This window comes from Pectobacterium parmentieri, assembly GCF_001742145.1.
Taxonomy (GTDB): Bacteria; Pseudomonadota; Gammaproteobacteria; order Enterobacterales; family Enterobacteriaceae; genus Pectobacterium; species Pectobacterium parmentieri.
Window position 1 is genome coordinate 1,994,605 of record NZ_CP015749.1, and the last position, 18,654, is coordinate 2,013,258.

The 18,654-nt window shown below is 50.9% G+C and carries 14 protein-coding genes; 7 read left to right on the forward strand and 7 right to left on the reverse strand.

What is annotated here, in order from left to right; translation table 11 throughout:
- Positions 1 to 52: 52 nt before the first annotated feature.
- The 5 genes from serS to lrp form a co-directional block, all read right to left on the reverse strand.
- Positions 53 to 1,348: a serine--tRNA ligase gene (gene serS, locus A8F97_RS08905; protein WP_014699651.1), complete on the reverse strand. Its 1,296-nt coding sequence runs from the start codon at positions 1,346 to 1,348 to the stop codon at positions 53 to 55.
- Between the two features lie 103 nt (positions 1,349 to 1,451).
- Positions 1,452 to 2,795: a replication-associated recombination protein A gene (locus A8F97_RS08910; RefSeq protein ID WP_014699650.1), complete on the reverse strand. Its 1,344-nt coding sequence runs from the start codon at positions 2,793 to 2,795 to the stop codon at positions 1,452 to 1,454.
- Between the two features lie 7 nt (positions 2,796 to 2,802).
- Positions 2,803 to 3,414 (reverse strand): outer membrane lipoprotein periplasmic chaperone LolA, encoded by a 612-nt coding sequence (gene lolA, locus A8F97_RS08915; protein ID WP_014699649.1) that lies wholly within the window; start codon positions 3,412 to 3,414, stop codon positions 2,803 to 2,805.
- Positions 3,415 to 3,662: 248 nt separating this feature from the next.
- Complete coding sequence (locus A8F97_RS08920) at positions 3,663 to 7,100, reverse strand: DNA translocase FtsK 4TM domain-containing protein (RefSeq protein ID WP_033071363.1); 3,438 nt, start codon at positions 7,098 to 7,100, stop codon at positions 3,663 to 3,665.
- 114 nt (positions 7,101 to 7,214) lie between these two features.
- Positions 7,215 to 7,709 (reverse strand): leucine-responsive transcriptional regulator Lrp, encoded by a 495-nt coding sequence (gene lrp / locus A8F97_RS08925; protein WP_005967536.1) that lies wholly within the window; start codon positions 7,707 to 7,709, stop codon positions 7,215 to 7,217.
- Between the two features lie 584 nt (positions 7,710 to 8,293).
- Between lrp and trxB the strand changes: the two genes are divergently transcribed.
- From trxB to A8F97_RS08960, 6 genes are all read left to right on the forward strand, one after another.
- The gene (gene trxB, locus A8F97_RS08930) at positions 8,294 to 9,256 is read left to right on the forward strand and encodes a thioredoxin-disulfide reductase (RefSeq protein ID WP_014699647.1); all 963 of its coding nucleotides are present in this window, start codon (positions 8,294 to 8,296) and stop codon (positions 9,254 to 9,256) included.
- A gap of 237 nt (positions 9,257 to 9,493) precedes the next feature.
- A complete protein-coding gene (gene cydD / locus A8F97_RS08935) occupies positions 9,494 to 11,260 on the forward strand; it encodes a heme ABC transporter permease/ATP-binding protein CydD (RefSeq protein WP_033071362.1) in 1,767 nt (588 codons plus the stop codon).
- Positions 11,260 to 12,999 (forward strand): heme ABC transporter ATP-binding protein/permease CydC, encoded by a 1,740-nt coding sequence (gene cydC, locus A8F97_RS08940; RefSeq protein ID WP_033071361.1) that lies wholly within the window; start codon positions 11,260 to 11,262, stop codon positions 12,997 to 12,999. The genes cydD and cydC overlap by 1 nt, the downstream gene beginning before the upstream one ends.
- A 34-nt stretch (positions 13,000 to 13,033) precedes the next feature.
- Entirely contained in the window at positions 13,034 to 13,738 is a 705-nt protein-coding gene (gene aat / locus A8F97_RS08945) for a leucyl/phenylalanyl-tRNA--protein transferase (RefSeq protein WP_014699644.1), read from the forward strand.
- Positions 13,739 to 13,851: 113 nt separating this feature from the next.
- Entirely contained in the window at positions 13,852 to 14,070 is a 219-nt protein-coding gene (infA, locus tag A8F97_RS08950) for a translation initiation factor IF-1 (RefSeq protein ID WP_002211347.1), read from the forward strand.
- Between the two features lie 585 nt (positions 14,071 to 14,655).
- Positions 14,656 to 15,036: a VOC family protein gene (locus tag A8F97_RS08960; RefSeq protein ID WP_014699642.1), complete on the forward strand. Its 381-nt coding sequence runs from the start codon at positions 14,656 to 14,658 to the stop codon at positions 15,034 to 15,036.
- A gap of 111 nt (positions 15,037 to 15,147) precedes the next feature.
- On the opposite strand, the gene clpA is transcribed toward A8F97_RS08960, so the two are convergent.
- Entirely contained in the window at positions 15,148 to 17,421 is a 2,274-nt protein-coding gene (gene clpA, locus A8F97_RS08965; protein WP_014699641.1) for an ATP-dependent Clp protease ATP-binding subunit ClpA, read from the reverse strand.
- Between the two features lie 29 nt (positions 17,422 to 17,450).
- Positions 17,451 to 17,771 carry an ATP-dependent Clp protease adapter ClpS gene (gene clpS / locus A8F97_RS08970; protein WP_005967385.1) on the reverse strand — a complete coding sequence of 107 codons (321 nt, stop codon included), beginning with the start codon at positions 17,769 to 17,771 and terminating at the stop codon, positions 17,451 to 17,453.
- Positions 17,772 to 18,319: 548 nt separating this feature from the next.
- Between clpS and cspD the strand changes: the two genes are divergently transcribed.
- Positions 18,320 to 18,541 (forward strand): cold shock-like protein CspD, encoded by a 222-nt coding sequence (gene cspD / locus A8F97_RS08975; protein ID WP_005967383.1) that lies wholly within the window; start codon positions 18,320 to 18,322, stop codon positions 18,539 to 18,541.
- The last annotated feature ends 113 nt before the right edge of the window (positions 18,542 to 18,654 follow it).

Sequence of the window (18,654 nt, forward strand, 5' to 3'; positions counted from 1 at the left end):
ACACGGGACGTAAAAAAAGCGCCCTAAGGCGCTTGATTCAGATAACCGCAGTTTAGCCAATAAATTCCAACCCGCCCATATACGGACGCAGCGCTTCAGGAATTTCAATTCGGCCATCAGCCTGCTGGTAGTTTTCCAGAACAGCCACCAGTGTCCGACCGACTGCCAGACCAGAACCATTCAACGTGTGAACCAGCCGAGTCTTCTTATCGGACTTGCTACGGCAGCGGGCCTGCATACGACGTGCCTGGAAATCCCACATGTTAGAGCAGGAAGAGATTTCACGATACGTGTCCTGCGCTGGTAACCACACTTCCAGATCGTAAGTTTTGGTGGAACCAAAACCCATATCCCCCGTGCACAGCAAAACTTTACGGTAAGGCAACTTCAGCAGTTGCAGCACCGTTTCAGCATGGGTCGTCAATTCTTCCAAGGCCTGCATAGAATCTTCAGGGCGGACGATTTGTACCAGTTCAACTTTGTCAAACTGGTGCATACGGATCAATCCACGCGTATCACGACCATACGACCCTGCTTCAGAACGGAAACAAGGCGTGTGTGCGGTCATTTTCAATGGCAAGGATTCTTCATCAAGAATCTCGTCACGCACCAGATTAGTCAGCGGGACTTCAGCCGTCGGGATCAGCGCATATTGGCTGCTGTCTGCTTCTTCGCTTAAAGGATTGGTGTGGAACAGATCTTCACCAAACTTAGGTAACTGGCCCGTGCCGTATAGCGTGGCGTGGTTTACCAGGTAGGGTACATACGCTTCCTGATAACCATGCTGTTGTGTATGCAAGTCAAGCATGAACTGAGCGAGCGCACGATGTAGACGAGCAATCTGCCCTTTCATCACGACAAAACGCGCACCCGTTAGTTTCACTGCGGCAGCAAAATCCAGTCCGGCAGCCATCTCACCGAGTTCAACATGATCGCGTACAGGGAAATCATATTTACGCGGCTCACCCCAGCGGGCAACTTCCTGATTTTGTGTCTCATCTTTACCTAACGGCACAGAATCATCCGGCAGGTTTGGGATCGTTAGCGCCAGATCGCGAATTTCATTCTGCAACTGATCCAGTTCTGCTTTCGCGGCATCCAGTTCTTCGCCTAATGTGTTAACTTCACGACGTAAAGGCTCGATATCTTCACCGCGCGCTTTCGCTGCGCCAATCTCTTTCGATCGGGAGTTACGCACGGCTTGCAGATTTTCGGTTTCTACCTGCAATACTTTACGACGTTCTTCCTGCTTACGCAGGGTCTCAACATCCAGCTTAAAGCCCCTGCGAGCCAGTAACTTTTCGGCGACTGCGTCTAGCTCATTACGCAGTAAATTGGGATCGAGCATGCTAATCCTGTGCTTATGATTATCAAATGAAATGGTGGCGTACACGGCGCGCTACGCGGCCGGCTTCAGAAAATATCTCGACAACCTTACCGCAACGCTTAGTTCAACGGTAGCGTTTTGTCGGGCTATTTTGATCCTGAGTCGCTAGCCAGGCGAGCTTTTCACCAATTTTGCCCTCAAGGCCACGCGAGGTAGGCACGTAATAGTGCGTATCAGCCATTTCCGGGGGAAAGTAACTCTCTCCTGCCGCATAGGCGTTAGGTTCGTTGTGCGCGTACCGATACTCAGCTCCAAGTCCCATTTCTTTCATCAACCGGGTAGGCGCATTGCGCAAATGTTCGGGAACATCATAATCTGGTTTCTCACGCGCATCCTGCATCGCTGCTTTGAAAGCGCTATATACCGCGTTACTTTTAGGGGCGCAGGCGAGATAAACGATAGCCTGTGCGATAGCACGTTCCCCCTCTGCCGGCCCAACGCGAGTGAAACAATCCCAGGCAGAGATAGCCACCTGCATCGCACGCGGATCGGCATTACCGACATCTTCTGAGGCAATCGCCAACAGTCGCCGCGCAACATACAGCGGATCGCCGCCCGCGGTGATGATTCGAGCGTACCAATAAAGTGCTGCATCCGGCGCAGACCCTCTCACCGATTTATGCAAAGCCGAAATCAGGTCGTAATAGCGATCGCCCTTGTTATCAAAACGGGCACTGCGTTCGCCAGCAATTTCATTGAGGAGAGCCGGCGTCAGGACACGCATCCCCTGCGCATCAATTTCCGCCATATCCGCCATCATTTCCAGACTATTCAACGCACGTCTGGCATCACCATTGACCAACTCAGCCAGCATTCGACCGGTTTCAGCAGGCAGGGCAATATTCTGCTCACCATATCCGCGCTCGCGGTCATTCATTGCCTGTAATAACACCTGTTCGATATCTTCTGCCGTCAACGCTTTTAGTAAATAGACGCGGGCGCGTGATAACAACGCGGAGTTGAGTTCAAAAGAAGGGTTTTCCGTTGTTGCGCCAATGAAGGTGATTGTCCCATCTTCAATATGTGGCAGAAACGCATCCTGCTGGCTTTTGTTGAAACGATGAACTTCATCAACAAACAAAATGGTACGTCGCCCTGCATTTCGATTTTGCCGAGCACGCTCAATCGCTTCACGAATTTCTTTGATGCCGGACGTCACGGCAGAAATGCGCTCGACATCCGCCTGCCCGTAATGCCCAATTAATTCTGCCAGCGTGGTTTTTCCCGTTCCTGGCGGCCCCCAGAGGATCATCGAGTGCAACTGCCCGGCCTCAATGGCTCGTGGCAGTGGCTTACCAGCGCCTAATAGGTGTTGTTGACCAATATATTGCGCCAATGTTGCTGGCCGCATACGCGCGGCCAGCGGTTGGAATTCATTATGGGAAAAATCAAGTGACAGGTTGCTCACGCTGGCCTCACTGACGCTGATCGTCCAGCGTGACGCCTTTCGGTGGCGTAAATGTAAATCGCGCGGCATTAACAGCGCCATTTTGCTGATTTTTCAGCACATAGGTACTGCGCTGCCCATCTTGTTCCGTCGCAGTAAATTGCTTGATCGTGCCGTTTGTCGTCACATTAATCGCAAACTGCTTCAGATTACCGCTCGCTGACTTCGGTGTAAGCTCGAAATCATCGCCCTTCTGCCGTACATCGTATTTATCCCAATCGCCGGTATCGTTACGCGTAATCAGGATGAACGGCGTATTACCCGTCGCATCTTTCAACCAGGTCGCGGTGACTTGCTCAACAAAGGGATTGTAGAACCAGAGCGTTTTTCCATCAGAAATCAATGCACTTTCATCAGGTGATATCGTTTTCCAGTTAAATAAGTTAGGGCGTTTTAACCACAGTTCCCCTTCCCCTTCCTGCACCGCTGCGCCATCCGCGCTGGTGACGGTCTGGCTGAAATTTGCATGGAAACTGTTTACTTTATTGAGTCGTCCCTGCAAATCTTTTGCCGCGTCTGCATAGACAGCGGTTGACGTCATTCCCGTAATCAGGCAACTGATAGCTAACCACTTTTTCATACGCATAATCCTTTGAATTTCCTGATATAACAGACCTTTTTTGTCAAGGCCAAACGCTTAGTGTTACGCCGATGTTCTTTGTAGATCACGGTTATTTGTGAACCATTGATATTTATGAATCTATGTTATCTGAACCCACTCGGACAATGGTAGATGAATTATCTGCTTATTAGCGCTTTTACGCTTCTTTGCATAAGGGCTGCACACGCAGCCCTTATGATGGAGTGATTTCAACGGATACCGCGTGGTTATTCCATTGATGGTGGTGCCAACACCTCGCGGTTACCATTGTGTCCAGGAGAGCTGACGATGCCCTGTGCCTCCATTTGCTCAACGATTCGCGCGGCGCGGTTATAGCCGATTCGGAACTGACGCTGTACGCCGGAGATTGATGCACGACGTTTATCGACCACAAATCCTACGGCCTGATCGAACAAAGGATCGAGTTCTTCATCGCCATCAAGACCGAGCCCCCCACCTTCCCCATCGTCGCCACCGCTGACGATATTATCAATATATTGAGGGCGACCACGTGCTTTCCAGTCTTGAACCACGGCATGGACTTCCTCATCGCGCACAAAAGCCCCATGCACACGGACAGGGATCGAGGAGTTGGGAGCCATATAAAGCATATCCCCCATTCCCAAGAGCGATTCAGCCCCCCCTTGATCGAGGATAGTCCGTGAGTCGATTTTGCTGGAAACGGTAAATGCGATACGTGTCGGGATATTTGCTTTGATAAGCCCAGTGATCACGTCAACGGAAGGACGTTGCGTCGCCAGTACCAGGTGAATCCCCGCGGCTCGCGCTTTTTGTGCCAATCGGGCAATCAGTTCTTCAACCTTCTTACCCACCGCCATTATCAGATCGGCAAATTCATCGACCATGACGACAATATACGGCAGTTTCTCCAGCACTGGCGGCGTCATATCCATACTGTCGCCCGGTTTCCAGAACGGATCGGGAATTGGACGCCCCATCGCATTTGCTGTCATCACGCGTTCGTTGTATCCCGCCAGATTACGCACACCAAGCGCTGACATCAGCTTATAGCGACGCTCCATTTCACCGACACACCAGCGCAGCGCATTTGCCGCATCCTTCATGTCGGTCACAACTTCCGTCAACAAATGTGGAATGCCTTCGTACACGGAAAGTTCCAGCATTTTTGGATCGATCATGATAAAGCGCACGTCTTCTGGCGTGGCTTTATACAACATACTGATGATCATAGCGTTGACGCCGACTGACTTACCCGATCCCGTGGTACCTGCAACCAGTAGGTGCGGCATTTTCGCCAGATCGGCAACGACGGGTTCGCCTGCAATATCTTTCCCCAACACGATTGCCAGCGGTGAAGGGTTATGTCGGAATGCGTCACAGTCCAGCACTTCTCGCAGATACACCGTCTGACGATGCGCATTTGGTAATTCCAGCCCAACATACGGTCTACCAGGAATCACCTCAACAATACGCACTGCAACAACTGACAGTGACCGTGCCAAATCGCGTGACAAATTCGAGATACGCGCCGCTTTAACGCCCGGTGCTAAATCTAGTTCAAAACGCGTGATTACCGGACCCGGAGAGTGATCGACCACATCCGCTTTTACCCGAAAATCAGCCAGACGCGCTTCAATCAATCGCGCAGTCTGTTCCAACGCGAAATTATCAACAGGCGCTTCGCTGGCGGGAGGCGGGGTCAACAAATCCAACGTTGGCAGCGGTGTTGTCGGTTTCTGGAGCGGTTGTTCATTACGCACCAGGAACGGATGAATCAGGCCATCCATTGCTGGATGGTGCGCTAGTGTATTTTCCTGTTTCACGTCCTCAACAGGCGCTGACGTCGGTTGCACTGGTTGACCAAACATCTGCGGGCTGCGCTCATCGTCGTCATCCTCATCTTCACCAGCATGCATCGGCGGGAACGTTGGCTCGGCACGATAGGACTGCTGTGAATACGGGGATTCGGATTCGCTAAACGTATGCGGTGCAGATTCGTGCTCATTCTCCGCGCTAAACGGCGAGAACGAAAAGGCGTTATGCGGAGCCAGAGGGGTTGGATGAACAGGCTCACTGACCGCAGGTGACGCTAGCGAAACAGGGGTTTCCTCATCAGGCTGCGACGCGCTGGCGTCATAACGGGACTGCTGCTGTGCAGCGAAATCTCTGGCTAACTGTGCTTGCAGAAGTGCGTCTTCATCGTCTTCCTGTAACGGGTATGCTTCACCATAGCGCTGACGCTGCTGGTCCAGATACGCTTGTTGCAGCGCAGTTTCTTGCTGCGCGATGTCATCCGGTGTCTCTTCCTGATACACGTCGTTCGTCAATTCCGTTTCTACGCTATCGCTCTGCGCCTGTAGCCTTGCTTGCTCTTCGGCCAGTCGCTGCGACGGTAACTTTATTCCATATGATGCCAACTCGCGCCGAGTTGGAATCCGTACCGGATTAGGGCGTGGCAATTCCGGCCCTACACCGCGTTTAATCTGCGGATTATCATCTGCATCAGCGCTGAACGCCGGCATAAAGGTGTTATTCGCGTTGAAATCGATATCGTGTGCAGATTGTGACGGCTCAGCAGACGGTTGAACCACTGGCGGCGTTACGATCGCCGGTACGACACTATTTCCGTAAGCACTCCCGTAAGACATAGACGCACTACCGTAGGGCTCAGGCGTGGTTACGTTCTCCTGCACCGCTACAGGAGGTTCAGGGATCTCAAACGAATACAGCGGCGGATTCAGCGATGGCGTTGAGTCAATCACAGATGGGGTAACGGGCGGCACAATGCCAGGCAATGGCGAATCAGACAATGCTACTGGCGTTTCTGCCGAGAGCATCGGTTGTGTAGCAGTCGGCACGTTTTCAATTAAAGATGATGCTTCTTCTATCGCGTTGTCCGCTACCGTGTCGTGTACGGCATCAGCAACGGAAGGCGCAGAAAACAGAACGTCATCGTCATCTCGCGGTTGCGTTATCGCCTCACGGGAGGTTTCATCGTGAGGTAGGTTAAGCACATCGTTCTCATCCTCTTCGCGATAATCCTCATCACGATAGTCCTCATCGCGACGTGAACGGTTTGACATGAATGTCAGACAACCCAATACACCAGCGCCAATTTTTTCGGCGATCGTTAACCATGACCAGCCGGTAAACAACGTTAACCCTGCGCCCCAGACACACAGCAGAACCAGCGTCGCCCCCATGCTATTAAAACGTGGGATCATTGAGCTGCTCAATAGGCTTCCCAATACACCACCGGAAGCAAAATAGTAGAGATCGTCAATATTCAACGCCGCCAGACCACAAGAGGTCAGGATCAGCGCCAACGTTCCAATCAGGCGAAGTGAAAAAGTAAAGTATTCAATGGATTGGTGGTTATCGCGCTGGCGGAAAGCCACCCAGCACAGGGATAACATAATCGGCGGAATGGCATAGGCCAGAACACCAAAAATAAAGAACAGCGTATCCGCCAGCCAGGCACCTGCCACACCACCAACGTTATGGATAGGCTCATGCCACGCAGTCTGCGACCAACTGGGATCGGAGGGGCTGAAACTAAGCAATGCGACACTGAGATAAACTGCAAAAAGTGCCACAACGATTAAAATCGCTTCAAGCAAACGACGTGTTCCGCTGAGTTTTTTCAGGGTAACGTCTTTATCTTCTGTATATTCCTGGCTCAAGAGTCTCTCCAGGGGCCTGTAAGGTTTATGACAAAGCGCCGAGAAAACCCGGCGCTGGGACTGTATAAATTCACAGGAGTGTAGCTGAATTTATCGGGTTTTGCACCCACGCGTTTATCGAGTCTTAATGACCAGACGGTTGCTTTGCTTCACTTCTTCCATCACCACGTAAGTACGGGTGTCGTTTACACCCGGCAAACGCAGCAGCGTTTCGCCCAGGAGTTTACGGTAAGCGGACATGTCCGGTACGCGCGTTTTCAACAGGTAGTCAAAATCACCGGAAACCAGATGGCATTCCTGAATTTCTTCCAACTTCTGCACCGCAGAGTTAAACTGTTCAAACACATCAGGCGCACCGCGATTTAGCGTTATTTCAACGAAAACCAGCAGTGACGCATCCAGATAATGCGGGTTTAGCAGCGCTGTGTAGCCATTAATGAAACCCTGTCTTTCCAGACGACGCACACGCTCCAGACAAGGTGTTGGCGACAGCCCAACCCGTTTGGAAAGCTCGACATTGGAAATACGCCCATCTTTTTGCAATTCGTTCAGGATGTTACGATCAATACGATCGAGATCTTTTCCTGGTCGCTTTTTAGTGTCTACCATTATTATTGTCTCTCTTCACTTTTCCCTGCACCCGCTTTACCCCGATAGACCTCATGTATCAGAGTTACCCTTAAAGAAGACACGCTGCCTATTTTGTCTATCAACAGTCATTAACTTTTCGCTCTCGCCCCACGTATTGCTCACCCGCGAAGAAGACCATCACGTCATATCCGTGGCCCAAAGGCCTACCTGCGCAAAAACGAATAAAAAAGCCGAGCTTTTAACTGTCCACATACAAAAAATTTCCTCTTACCTAGATGTTTTCGCAAATGCACAGCCGATTGTCAAAGTAAAACAACGAAAATCAGAAGAAACTGCCAGATTCGATAAGCCAGAGCCATTCACTGGGGTAAGCTCAATCATTTTACTTATGAATGCGTCTGATTTTTCAGCAATTTATTATCTCCATCGTCATTAACGATTAAACAAATAGCCAGCAACTTTTCTGCATACTTTTTTTACTCTTGTAATTTCCTTACAATCGTTCTCATTGTTCGTGGTAGATATGTTCGTTGCTAAAGAAACGTGTTTGTCGTAAAGGCTGGTTCTATGAACATTATCCGCCGTCATGAAATGAGGAAAGCATGGGTACCGTTAAACATCACAAGTTATTGATTCTGGGCTCAGGCCCCGCTGGCTACACCGCCGCAGTGTATGCTGCACGCGCGAATTTACAGCCAGTATTAATCACGGGTATGGAAAAAGGCGGTCAACTGACGACCACGACCGAAGTAGAAAATTGGCCGGGCGATGCCGACGATTTAACCGGCCCGCTGTTGATGGAGCGTATGCACGCACATGCGACCAAGTTCAATACCGAAGTGATTTTTGATCATATTGAACGTGTTGATTTGCAGAACCGTCCATTCCGTTTATTCGGCGACAGCGATGAATACACCTGTGATGCACTAATTATCGCCACGGGCGCATCAGCTCGCTACCTTGGCCTACCGTCTGAAGACGCGTTTAAAGGCAAAGGCGTTTCCGCCTGTGCGACTTGTGATGGATTCTTTTATCGGAATCAAAAAGTTGCCGTCGTTGGCGGCGGGAATACCGCTGTCGAAGAAGCCCTGTATTTGTCTAACATCGCTGCGGAAGTCCATTTGATCCACCGTCGCGAGACGTTCCGTTCAGAGAAGATCCTGATCGACCGTCTGATGGACAAAGTCAAAAACGGCAACATCATCCTACACACCAACCGCACGCTGGACGAAGTGCTGGGCGATAACATGGGCGTAACGGGTGTGCGTATCCGTGATACGCAAAGCGATGCCGCTGAAGAATTGGAGCTGGCTGGCGTGTTTATCGCTATCGGCCACAGCCCGAATACTGCCGTGTTTGGTGGCCAACTGGCACTGGAAAACGGCTATATCAAAGTGCAATCCGGTATTCATGGTAACGCGACGCAAACCAGCATTCCTGGCGTCTTTGCCGCAGGCGACGTAATGGATCACATTTACCGTCAGGCTATTACCTCCGCAGGTACCGGTTGTATGGCTGCACTGGATGCTGAACGTTATCTGGATGGATTGACCATCAACAAGTAGAACGATAGCTGAAACGGAGCGGCGGCGGCCGTTCCGTTTTCTTCCTTCCGATTTGCCTGTCGCAACACAAAAATTGATCGCCTCCCTCATTTCCCCTCTCCTTTTCGTTTGCAGCGCGTTCCTGTCGCGGTAACATGGCGGCATTCTGTATGATAGAAGATAATTTTGTTACCCAACGGTTACATAAGCGTTATTTTCTATTAAGTCCATTTCTGCAACATAACGAACTGGTCCCCGATGAAAAAAACCAGACAGCAAGAACTAACCGCTTGGCTGAAACAACAAAGCAAGCTGGCACAACGTTGGTTACGCCTTTCACTGCTGCTTGGGTTCCTGAGCGGTGCGTTAATCGTGGCGCAAGCCTGGCTATTAGCTACTCTGCTTCATGCCTTGATCATTGAACATGCCCCCCGAGAGTCCCTGTTTTCTCCTTTCCTTCTGCTGATCGCTACATTTATTCTGCGTGCGCTTAACAGCCTGTTACGTGAGCGTGTCGGTTTTCTTTGCGGACAAGCGGTTCGGCAGCACATTCGCAAACTGGTACTGGATCGACTACAACAGCTTGGCCCAGCCTGGGTTCAGGGTAAGCCCGCCGGCAGTTGGGCAACGATTATCCTTGAACAGGTGGATGATATGCAGGACTATTACGCCCGCTATCTGCCGCAAATGTATCTTGCCGCACTGATCCCGCTGCTTATCTTGATCACCATCTTTCCGCTCAACTGGGCTGCGGGTCTGATTCTGTTTCTGACTGCACCGCTCATCCCTCTGTTTATGGCACTGGTCGGCATGGGCGCAGCGGATGCCAACCGCCGTAATTTTTTGGCGTTGGCTCGCCTGAGCGGGCACTTCCTCGATCGCCTGCGCGGGATGGAAACTCTACGCCTGTTTCATCGCGGTCAGGCTGAAACCGAACAAATCCGCCATGCTTCCGAAGATTTCCGTAGCCGCACCATGGAAGTGCTGCGTATGGCATTTCTCTCCTCGGGCGTGCTGGAATTTTTCGCCTCTATTTCGATCGCGGTTGTCGCCGTCTATTTCGGTTTCTCTTATCTCGGTGAGCTGGATTTTGGCCATTATGGAATGGGCGTGACGCTCTTCGCCGGTTTTCTCGTGCTGATTCTTGCGCCGGAATTCTTTCAACCTTTACGCGATCTGGGCACCTTCTACCATGCCAAAGCTCAAGCTATCGGTGCAGCGGAATCACTGGTGACCTTTTTAGCCGAGGAAGGCGAATCGGTTGGCTTTGGCACACATGAATTCAGCAGCGATACCGCGATTGCCATCCGCGCGGAAGACTTGGTTGTACTCGCACCCAATGGCACGCCATTAACCCAACCGTTAACGTTCAATATCCGTGCTGGCGAACGTATCGCGTTGGTCGGTATCAGCGGAGCAGGAAAAAGTTCACTGCTTAATGCTCTGCTAGGGTTCCTGCCCTATCGCGGCTCATTAACCGTTAATGGCAAAGCGCTAAACACACTTACGCCTGAATCGTGGCGTAAACAATTGAGCTGGGTCGGGCAAAATCCCCATTTGCCGGAACCAACGCTGCGCAGCAATATTCTGCTCGGTAACCCGCAGGCCAGCATTGTGGCGTTACAGCAGGCGATTGAGCGTGCCTATGTGCAGGAATTTCTACTGCAACTCCCACAAGGGCTGGAAACAACGATCGGCGATGGTGCTGCCCGTTTATCCGTCGGTCAGGCGCAGCGCATCGCCGTCGCCCGTGCGCTTATCCATCCTTGCAACTTATTACTACTGGATGAACCGTCAGCCAGCCTCGATGCCCATAGTGAGGAGTTGGTTATGGCCGCACTGAACACGGCAGCACGTTCCCAGACCACGCTGCTGGTCACGCACCAACTCAACGATATCACCGAGTATGACGCGATTTGGGTGATGGACGAGGGTCGCCTGGTCCAGCAGGGGGACTATCAAACACTTCGCGCCGAAACAGGCCCTTTCGCGGCACTGCTGGCACAACGACAGGGGGTGCTGTAATGGCTCAGATAAAAACGATGCGAGTATTAAAACCATTTCTGGCACTTTATCGTCAGCACATTTGGCGCTTAAGCTTAGGCGTGGTACTGGCAATCGCCACATTGCTGGCCAGCATCGGCCTGCTCGCCCTATCCGGCTGGTTTCTCGCTGGGGCCGCACTGGCAGGGATTGTCGGGCTACTCACTTTTAACTACATGCTACCCGCTGCAGGCGTGCGGGGTGCCGCTATCGCCCGTACCGCAGGGCGTTATGGGGAAAGAGTCGTCAGCCACGATGCGACATTTCGTGTTCTGCTACGTCTGCGCGTTTTCACCTTTTCTCGCATTCTGCCGCTCTCTCCAGGCGGGCTGGCACAGTTTCGTCAGGCTGAACTGCTAAACCGACTTGTGGCAGACGTTGATACACTTGACCACCTCTACCTTCGCGTTATTTCACCTATTGTCAGCGCGTTGGCCGTCATTCTCATCGTCTGTTACGGTCTGAGCTTCATTGATGCCGCATTGGCTCTGACGCTTGGTGCCATCATGCTGGTGCTCTTGCTCTGTCTGCCTATGGTGTTTTATCGGGCAGGTAACGGCATTGGGCAGGATTTGACCGCACTGCGCGCGCAATACCGCCTGCTGCTAACCACCTGGCTGCAAGGTCAGGCGGAGTTAACCGTTTTTGGCGCACTAGATCGCGTCCGTCAACAGTTGGCACTGGTGGAAATTAACTGGCTGCGTCGCCAGCGCCAGCAGGCCAACCTTACCGGTCTGTCTCAGGCGGTGATGATTTTATGCAGTGGCCTAACCGTTACGCTGATTCTGTGGCTCGCCGCCGATGGTGTTGGCGGCAACACACAGCCCGGTGCGTTAATCGCCCTGTTCGTGTTCGCGTCACTTGCTGCCTTCGAAGCACTGGCACCGGTCACAGTGGCCTTCCAGCATATGGGACAAGTCATTGCTTCCGCCGCAAGGGTCGATCAAATCATTCGTCAGCCTATTGACGTCACGTTCCCAACGCGTGGCCCGGAAACCTCTCGCACAGCTTTACTTGAACTCTCACATGTCAACTTCACTTATCCCGGTCAGCCACAGCCCGTGCTGCAAAATATCACGCTCTCGATTCAAGCAGGCGAACATCTGGCGCTGCTGGGGCGCACCGGATGCGGGAAATCGACGCTATTACAATTGCTGACTCGGGCATGGGATTGTGAATACGGAGACATTACGCTCAATGGACACCCGCTTGCCAATTGGCGGGAAGACGATCTCCGCGCCATGATGAGCGTCGTACCACAGCGTGTGCACATTTTCAGCGCAACGCTCCGTGATAACCTGTTACTGGCAGCACCGACTGCACGAGATGAAAAACTGGCAGAGGTATTACAACAGGTCGGGTTGGAAAAGCTGCTGGAAAATGAGGGGCTGAATGCTTGGCTAGGAGAAGGCGGTCGTCAACTCTCCGGTGGTGAACAGCGTCGCATCGCGTTAGCGCGTGCGCTATTGCATGATGCGCCATTAGTTCTGTTGGATGAACCCACAGAGGGGCTGGACGCAGAAACAGAAAAACGTATTCTGCAGCTACTCCGCCAGCACTGTGCCAATAAGACGCTGATCGTTATCACCCATCGGTTATACGGTTTAGAATCAATGGATCGCATCTGTATTCTGGACGATGGTAAAGTGCTCGAACAGGGCAGCCATCAGACGTTGATGGCACAACAAGGTCGTTATTGGCAATTCCGCCAACACGTTTAAGGGAAGCGTCGTTGCAATACAACGTTTGAAAAACATGCGCCTATATCAGCTATCGTCTCAATCGCTTCAGTTTCCTGACCCGAATCATGCGCTGGACGACCCCAATGGCCTGCTGGCCGTTGGCGGCGATCTCTCCGTCCCCCGGCTAAACGCGGCCTATCGGCAGGGAATTTTCCCCTGGTTCTCCCCCGGTGAACCGATCTTATGGTGGTCTCCAAATCCGCGCGCAGTCCTGTTTCCCGGCGAATTTCACCTCAGCCGTAGTATGAAAAAATTTCTGAAGCGCCACGCTTTTATCGCCACGCTAAATCAGGCATTTGATGATGTCATTCACGCTTGTGCGCACGAGCACCATGACGGCACCTGGATTACGCCGGATATAATTTCAGCTTATCGTCAACTTCATCAGGTTGGGAAAGCACATTCCGTCGAAGTGTGGCACAATGGCGCACTGGTTGGTGGGTTATATGGTATTGAACAAGGGCGATTATTTTGCGGCGAATCAATGTTCAGCCGCACGGATAACGCCTCAAAATACGCGCTGTTGGTGTTTCAGCAGCATTTTTTTCGCCATGGCGGCCAGTTGATTGACTGTCAGGTGTTAAATTCCCACACAGCCTCGCTGGGCGTGAGTGAAATTCCCCGAGATCGCTTTCTGCAGCAGCTTTCCCACTGGCAGGATATCGCAGTCGATGGCGGTTGTTGGTTACCACAACAGCTCGCCGAACCGACATGGTGATAAAGGAAACCGGGTAAATAACGCTCCAAACGTGAACGCTTCTTTACATAATGTCGGTTTTTCGGCATTATCTTGCGGTTAAAAAATAAAGGTAGTTAGACCTAGAGGATTCGATGGCCAAAGAAGACAATATTGAAATGCAAGGCACCGTGCTTGATACGCTGCCCAACACCATGTTCCGCGTTGAATTGGAAAACGGGCACGTGGTTACCGCTCATATCTCCGGTAAAATGCGTAAAAACTATATCCGCATCCTGACGGGTGACAAAGTCACTGTAGAGTTAACCCCGTACGACCTGAGTAAAGGCCGCATTGTCTTCCGCAGCCGTTAACCGGTTCGCTCATCGCTCATAACAGCGATAAATGAGGATGTGACTCCTTCTCCAGCCCTTTCCCTCGTGGTAAGGGCTTTTGTTTTCTGAGACATTTTCCGTCCCTATCTTCACGCTAGCGTCATCTTGCCCATCGCCTTTCAATCCTGACTCAACGATCGTGCCAAATAAAATCATCTCTTTTGCAAACATAATTGGCATATATACTCCAAATAATTCGAGTTTCAGGACAAAACGTTAACGTTTTGAACAACGCGAAGCGTTGGCCCTTTAGGGCGATGCTCAGCCATGAGCATCGTAACGCGGCAAGAGAAGGACAAATTCGTCGGGAACGAATTTGACCAGCCAACGGCTGGCCTCCGGTGAGAGACAGGATATCTCTCATTTCATCCCGATGAGCTTACTCAAGTAAGTGATTCAGGTGACAAATCTGCCGGGAGCAGATTTGAACGCTGCTTGCGGCGGCCCTTCGGGGCGAGTATTTGAACGTAGCCAACGCACGTGCAATTTGAAGTATGACGAGTATAGTTAGTATGGATATAAATTAACGATACGATTGATGAAATGCTCATATAAGGACGTGACATGTTTAAACCGAATAGCTTAATCATTTATGTTGAAGATGTTTCATTAAGTACTGAATTTTATAAAAAAATATTAAAATCAGACCCATTAGAAACCTATGAGGAATTTTCTGTTTTTCCTCTCGCCTCCGAGTTTATTTTAGGCATTCAGTCTAAATCGGGAATTGATCCAAAACCTCAAGCCCAATTTGGTGGGTTTGAAATTTGCCTGTCAGATGTCACCCCTGATGCTGTAGACACGATATATCAGGAATGGAAAAAGTTAGGCGTAAAATTTGAACTCGAACCAATAAATCTTGAGTTCGGTTATACCTTTGTTGCCATAGATCCTGATGGGCATCGACTGAGAGTCTGCGCGACGGATACAAGCAACATTTCCTAGCCAGAGGCAACCTGTAGATAGGTGTATTGCTCTGTGTATTCTATGACAATGCGCATCTGCCAATAAAAAAGGGATGCATCAGCATCCCTTTTAGGTAACACGCAGTATCAATTAATTAACGCTTTCCGCTTTACGTTTCTGCGCACTCTGGAAGCCATACGTCAACTGTTGCGCTTCTTTATCCAATTCCACCGTAACAGAACCCCCATCCACCAGCGAACCAAACAGCAGCTCGTTGGCCAGCGGTTTCTTGAGGCTTTCCTGCATCACGCGCGCCATTGGCCGGGCACCCATCGCTTTGTCATAGCCTTTCTCGGCCAGCCAATCTCGCGCTTCATCACTGACTTCCAGTGATACGCCTTTCGCATCCAACTGCGCCTGAAGTTCAACGATAAATTTATCGACAACCTGCTGGATAACGTCGGTCGATAGGTGGTTGAACCAGATAATTCCATCCAGACGGTTACGGAATTCCGGCGTAAACACCTTCTTGATCTCTTCCATCGCATCCGTACTGTTGTCCTGATGGATGATACCGATGGATTTACGCTGTGTTTCCCGCACGCCCGCATTGGTCGTCATAACAACAATGACATTGCGGAAATCCGCTTTGCGACCATTGTTGTCCGTCAGCGTACCGTTATCCATCACCTGCAACAGCAGGTTAAAGACGTCAGGGTGCGCTTTCTCGATCTCATCCAGCAGCAGCACCGCATGAGGATGCTTGATCACCGCATCCGTCAGCAGACCGCCCTGATCGTAGCCAACATAACCTGGAGGCGCACCAATCAGGCGACTGACGGTATGACGCTCCATGTATTCGGACATATCAAAGCGCAGCAGCTCAATATCCAGCGCCTTCGCCAATTGCAGCGTCACTTCCGTCTTACCGACACCTGTAGGGCCCGCGAACAGGAAGGACCCTACCGGCTTACGCTCCTGGCCTAACCCTGCACGGCTCATTTTGATGGACTCAGACAGCGCTTCAATTGCTTTATCCTGTCCAAACACCAGCATTTTCAGGCGATCGCTGAGATTCTTCAGCACGTCACGATCGCTGGCAGAAACCGTTTTCTCTGGAATACGGGCGATACGGGCGACGACCGATTCGATATCGCTCACGTTGACCGTTTTCTTACGTTTGCTGGCTGGCATCAGACGGCTACGCGCACCTGCTTCATCAATCACATCGATGGCTTTATCCGGCAAATGGCGGTCATTGATATATTTCACCGCCAACTCTACCGCAGCACGAACGGCTTTTGAGGTATAGCGGACATCATGGTGAGACTCATATTTCGGCTTCAGGCCATTGATGATTTGTATGGTTTCTTCCACGCTGGGTTCAGTGATATCGATTTTTTGGAAACGACGCGCCAGCGCCCGATCCTTTTCAAAGATATTGCTGAACTCCTGATAGGTGGTGGATCCAATGACGCGGATCCTACCGCTGGAGAGTAGCGGTTTAATCAGGTTTGCGGCATCCACCTGACCACCTGATGCGGCACCCGCACCGATAATTGTGTGGATCTCATCAATGAACAGGATGCTATTTTTATCCTGTTCCAGTTGTTTCAACAGCGCCTTGAATCGTTTTTCAAAGTCACCGCGATATTTGGTGCCTGCCAGCAACGCACCAATGTCCAGCGAATACAGAGTGCATTCCGCCATCACTTCCGGTACATCACCTTGCACAATACGCCAGGCCAGCCCCTCTGCAATCGCGGTTTTACCCACGCCGGATTCACCGACCAGCAGCGGGTTATTCTTACGGCGGCGGCATAATACCTGAATCGTGCGCTCCAGTTCTTTCTCCCGGCCAATGAGCGGATCGATACCGCCAACGCGAGCCAGTTGATTCAGATTGGTGGTGAAGTTTTCCATACGATCTTCCCCTCCTGCCTGCTCTTCATTGACGGGACTTTCAGGGTTCGGTGCCTGATCGGTTTCTTCTTTACGCGTACCGTGAGAAATAAAGTTCACAACATCCAGACGGCTAACGTCATGCTTGCGCAGCAGATAGGCGGCCTGAGATTCCTGTTCGCTAAAAATGGCAACCAGAACGTTGGCACCAGACACTTCGCTGCGGCCAGAAGACTGCACATGAAAGACGGCGCGTTGCAATACGCGCTGGAAGCTGAGCGTCGGCTGAGTCTCACGCTCATCGTCACTCTGCGGTAATGTTGGTGTGGTCTGTTCAATGAAGGCTTCCAGTTCCTGGCGCAGTGCGGCTAAATCTACCGTACAGGCCTCCAACGCTTCACGCGCGGCCGGATTACTGAGCAGAGCCAGCAACAGGTGCTCCACGGTCATAAACTCGTGTCGGTGCTCACGCGCTCTGGCGAAAGCCATGTTGAGACTGAGTTCCAGTTCTTGATTGAGCATAGGCACCTCTCCCAATAAATCGCCTGACTTCAGGCTTTTTCCAGCGTACAGAGCAGCGGGTGCTCGTTTTCTCTGGCATAACGATTGACTTGTACGACCTTGGTCTCAGCCACTTCAGCGCTGAATACGCCACAAATTGCTTTACCCTGATAATGCACAGTTAACATAAGCTGTGTGGCACGTTCAATATCATAAGAAAAGAACTTTTGCAGAACGTCAATAACAAATTCCATCGGGGTGTAATCATCATTATTCAACACCACGTTATACATGGATGGCGGCTGCAATTTTTCTTTCTGTTTATCAGCGGTCAGGTTCTCAGATTGTGACCACGTGCTGTTGTTTCCCATTCTCTATCCACATCATGTAACGAATATCGTGACTCACGACATTGGTCTGTTTATTCCCAATAAATCCGAGAAGCAGGAAATGAGCACCTGCGACTTGAAAGATGACGGGTATCTCTTAATGCTGGCCATTTAAGTCTGGTTTTAGGGGGAAACACGGGGATGAGGCTCCCGTAGGGATGCCTCGCACCGTGGTAGCCCCCGGTATCTCGATCCTTAAACGATCGACATTACGGGTATCTCTACATTTACAGTAGCACGTCTACTTTTTATTTTACCACCTGAGGGAATAAATGGTTCCCGGAAAGTAAAATTCAAGGGCAACACTCGATATCGTGATTACGCCCCGCGATCGCGGGGACGCCAATAGCGTTATCTGCATCAAACTTTGACAAACTCCCTCACCCACCACACGGTAGATTGCTTGACGTCGGGATCGATTTCACTAAAGTGTACGGATGAATTGATGAGGTTTTAATCAATTCGTATTCGTAGTAACCAAATAACCACACCTTACTGAAAAAGAATACTCTTGCGAAGGATGTCAATGCATGGAGACAGGTACTGTTAAATGGTTCAATAATGCCAAAGGGTTTGGTTTTATCTGTCCAGAAGGGGGCGGTGACGATATCTTCGCACACTACTCAACTATTCAGATGGATGGCTACCGAACGCTAAAAGCCGGACAGGTTGTCAGGTTTGACGTACATCAAGGGCCGAAAGGCAATCACGCTTGCCTGATCGTCCCACAAATCGTCGAGGCCATATCCTGACTCCTTCCACACCCTACACATCTATACAGAACACGCGACGATAACCAGTAAAAATTAATACGATGCGACAAATGCCGTTCACCTACTGAACGGCATTTTTATCATTGCATCAC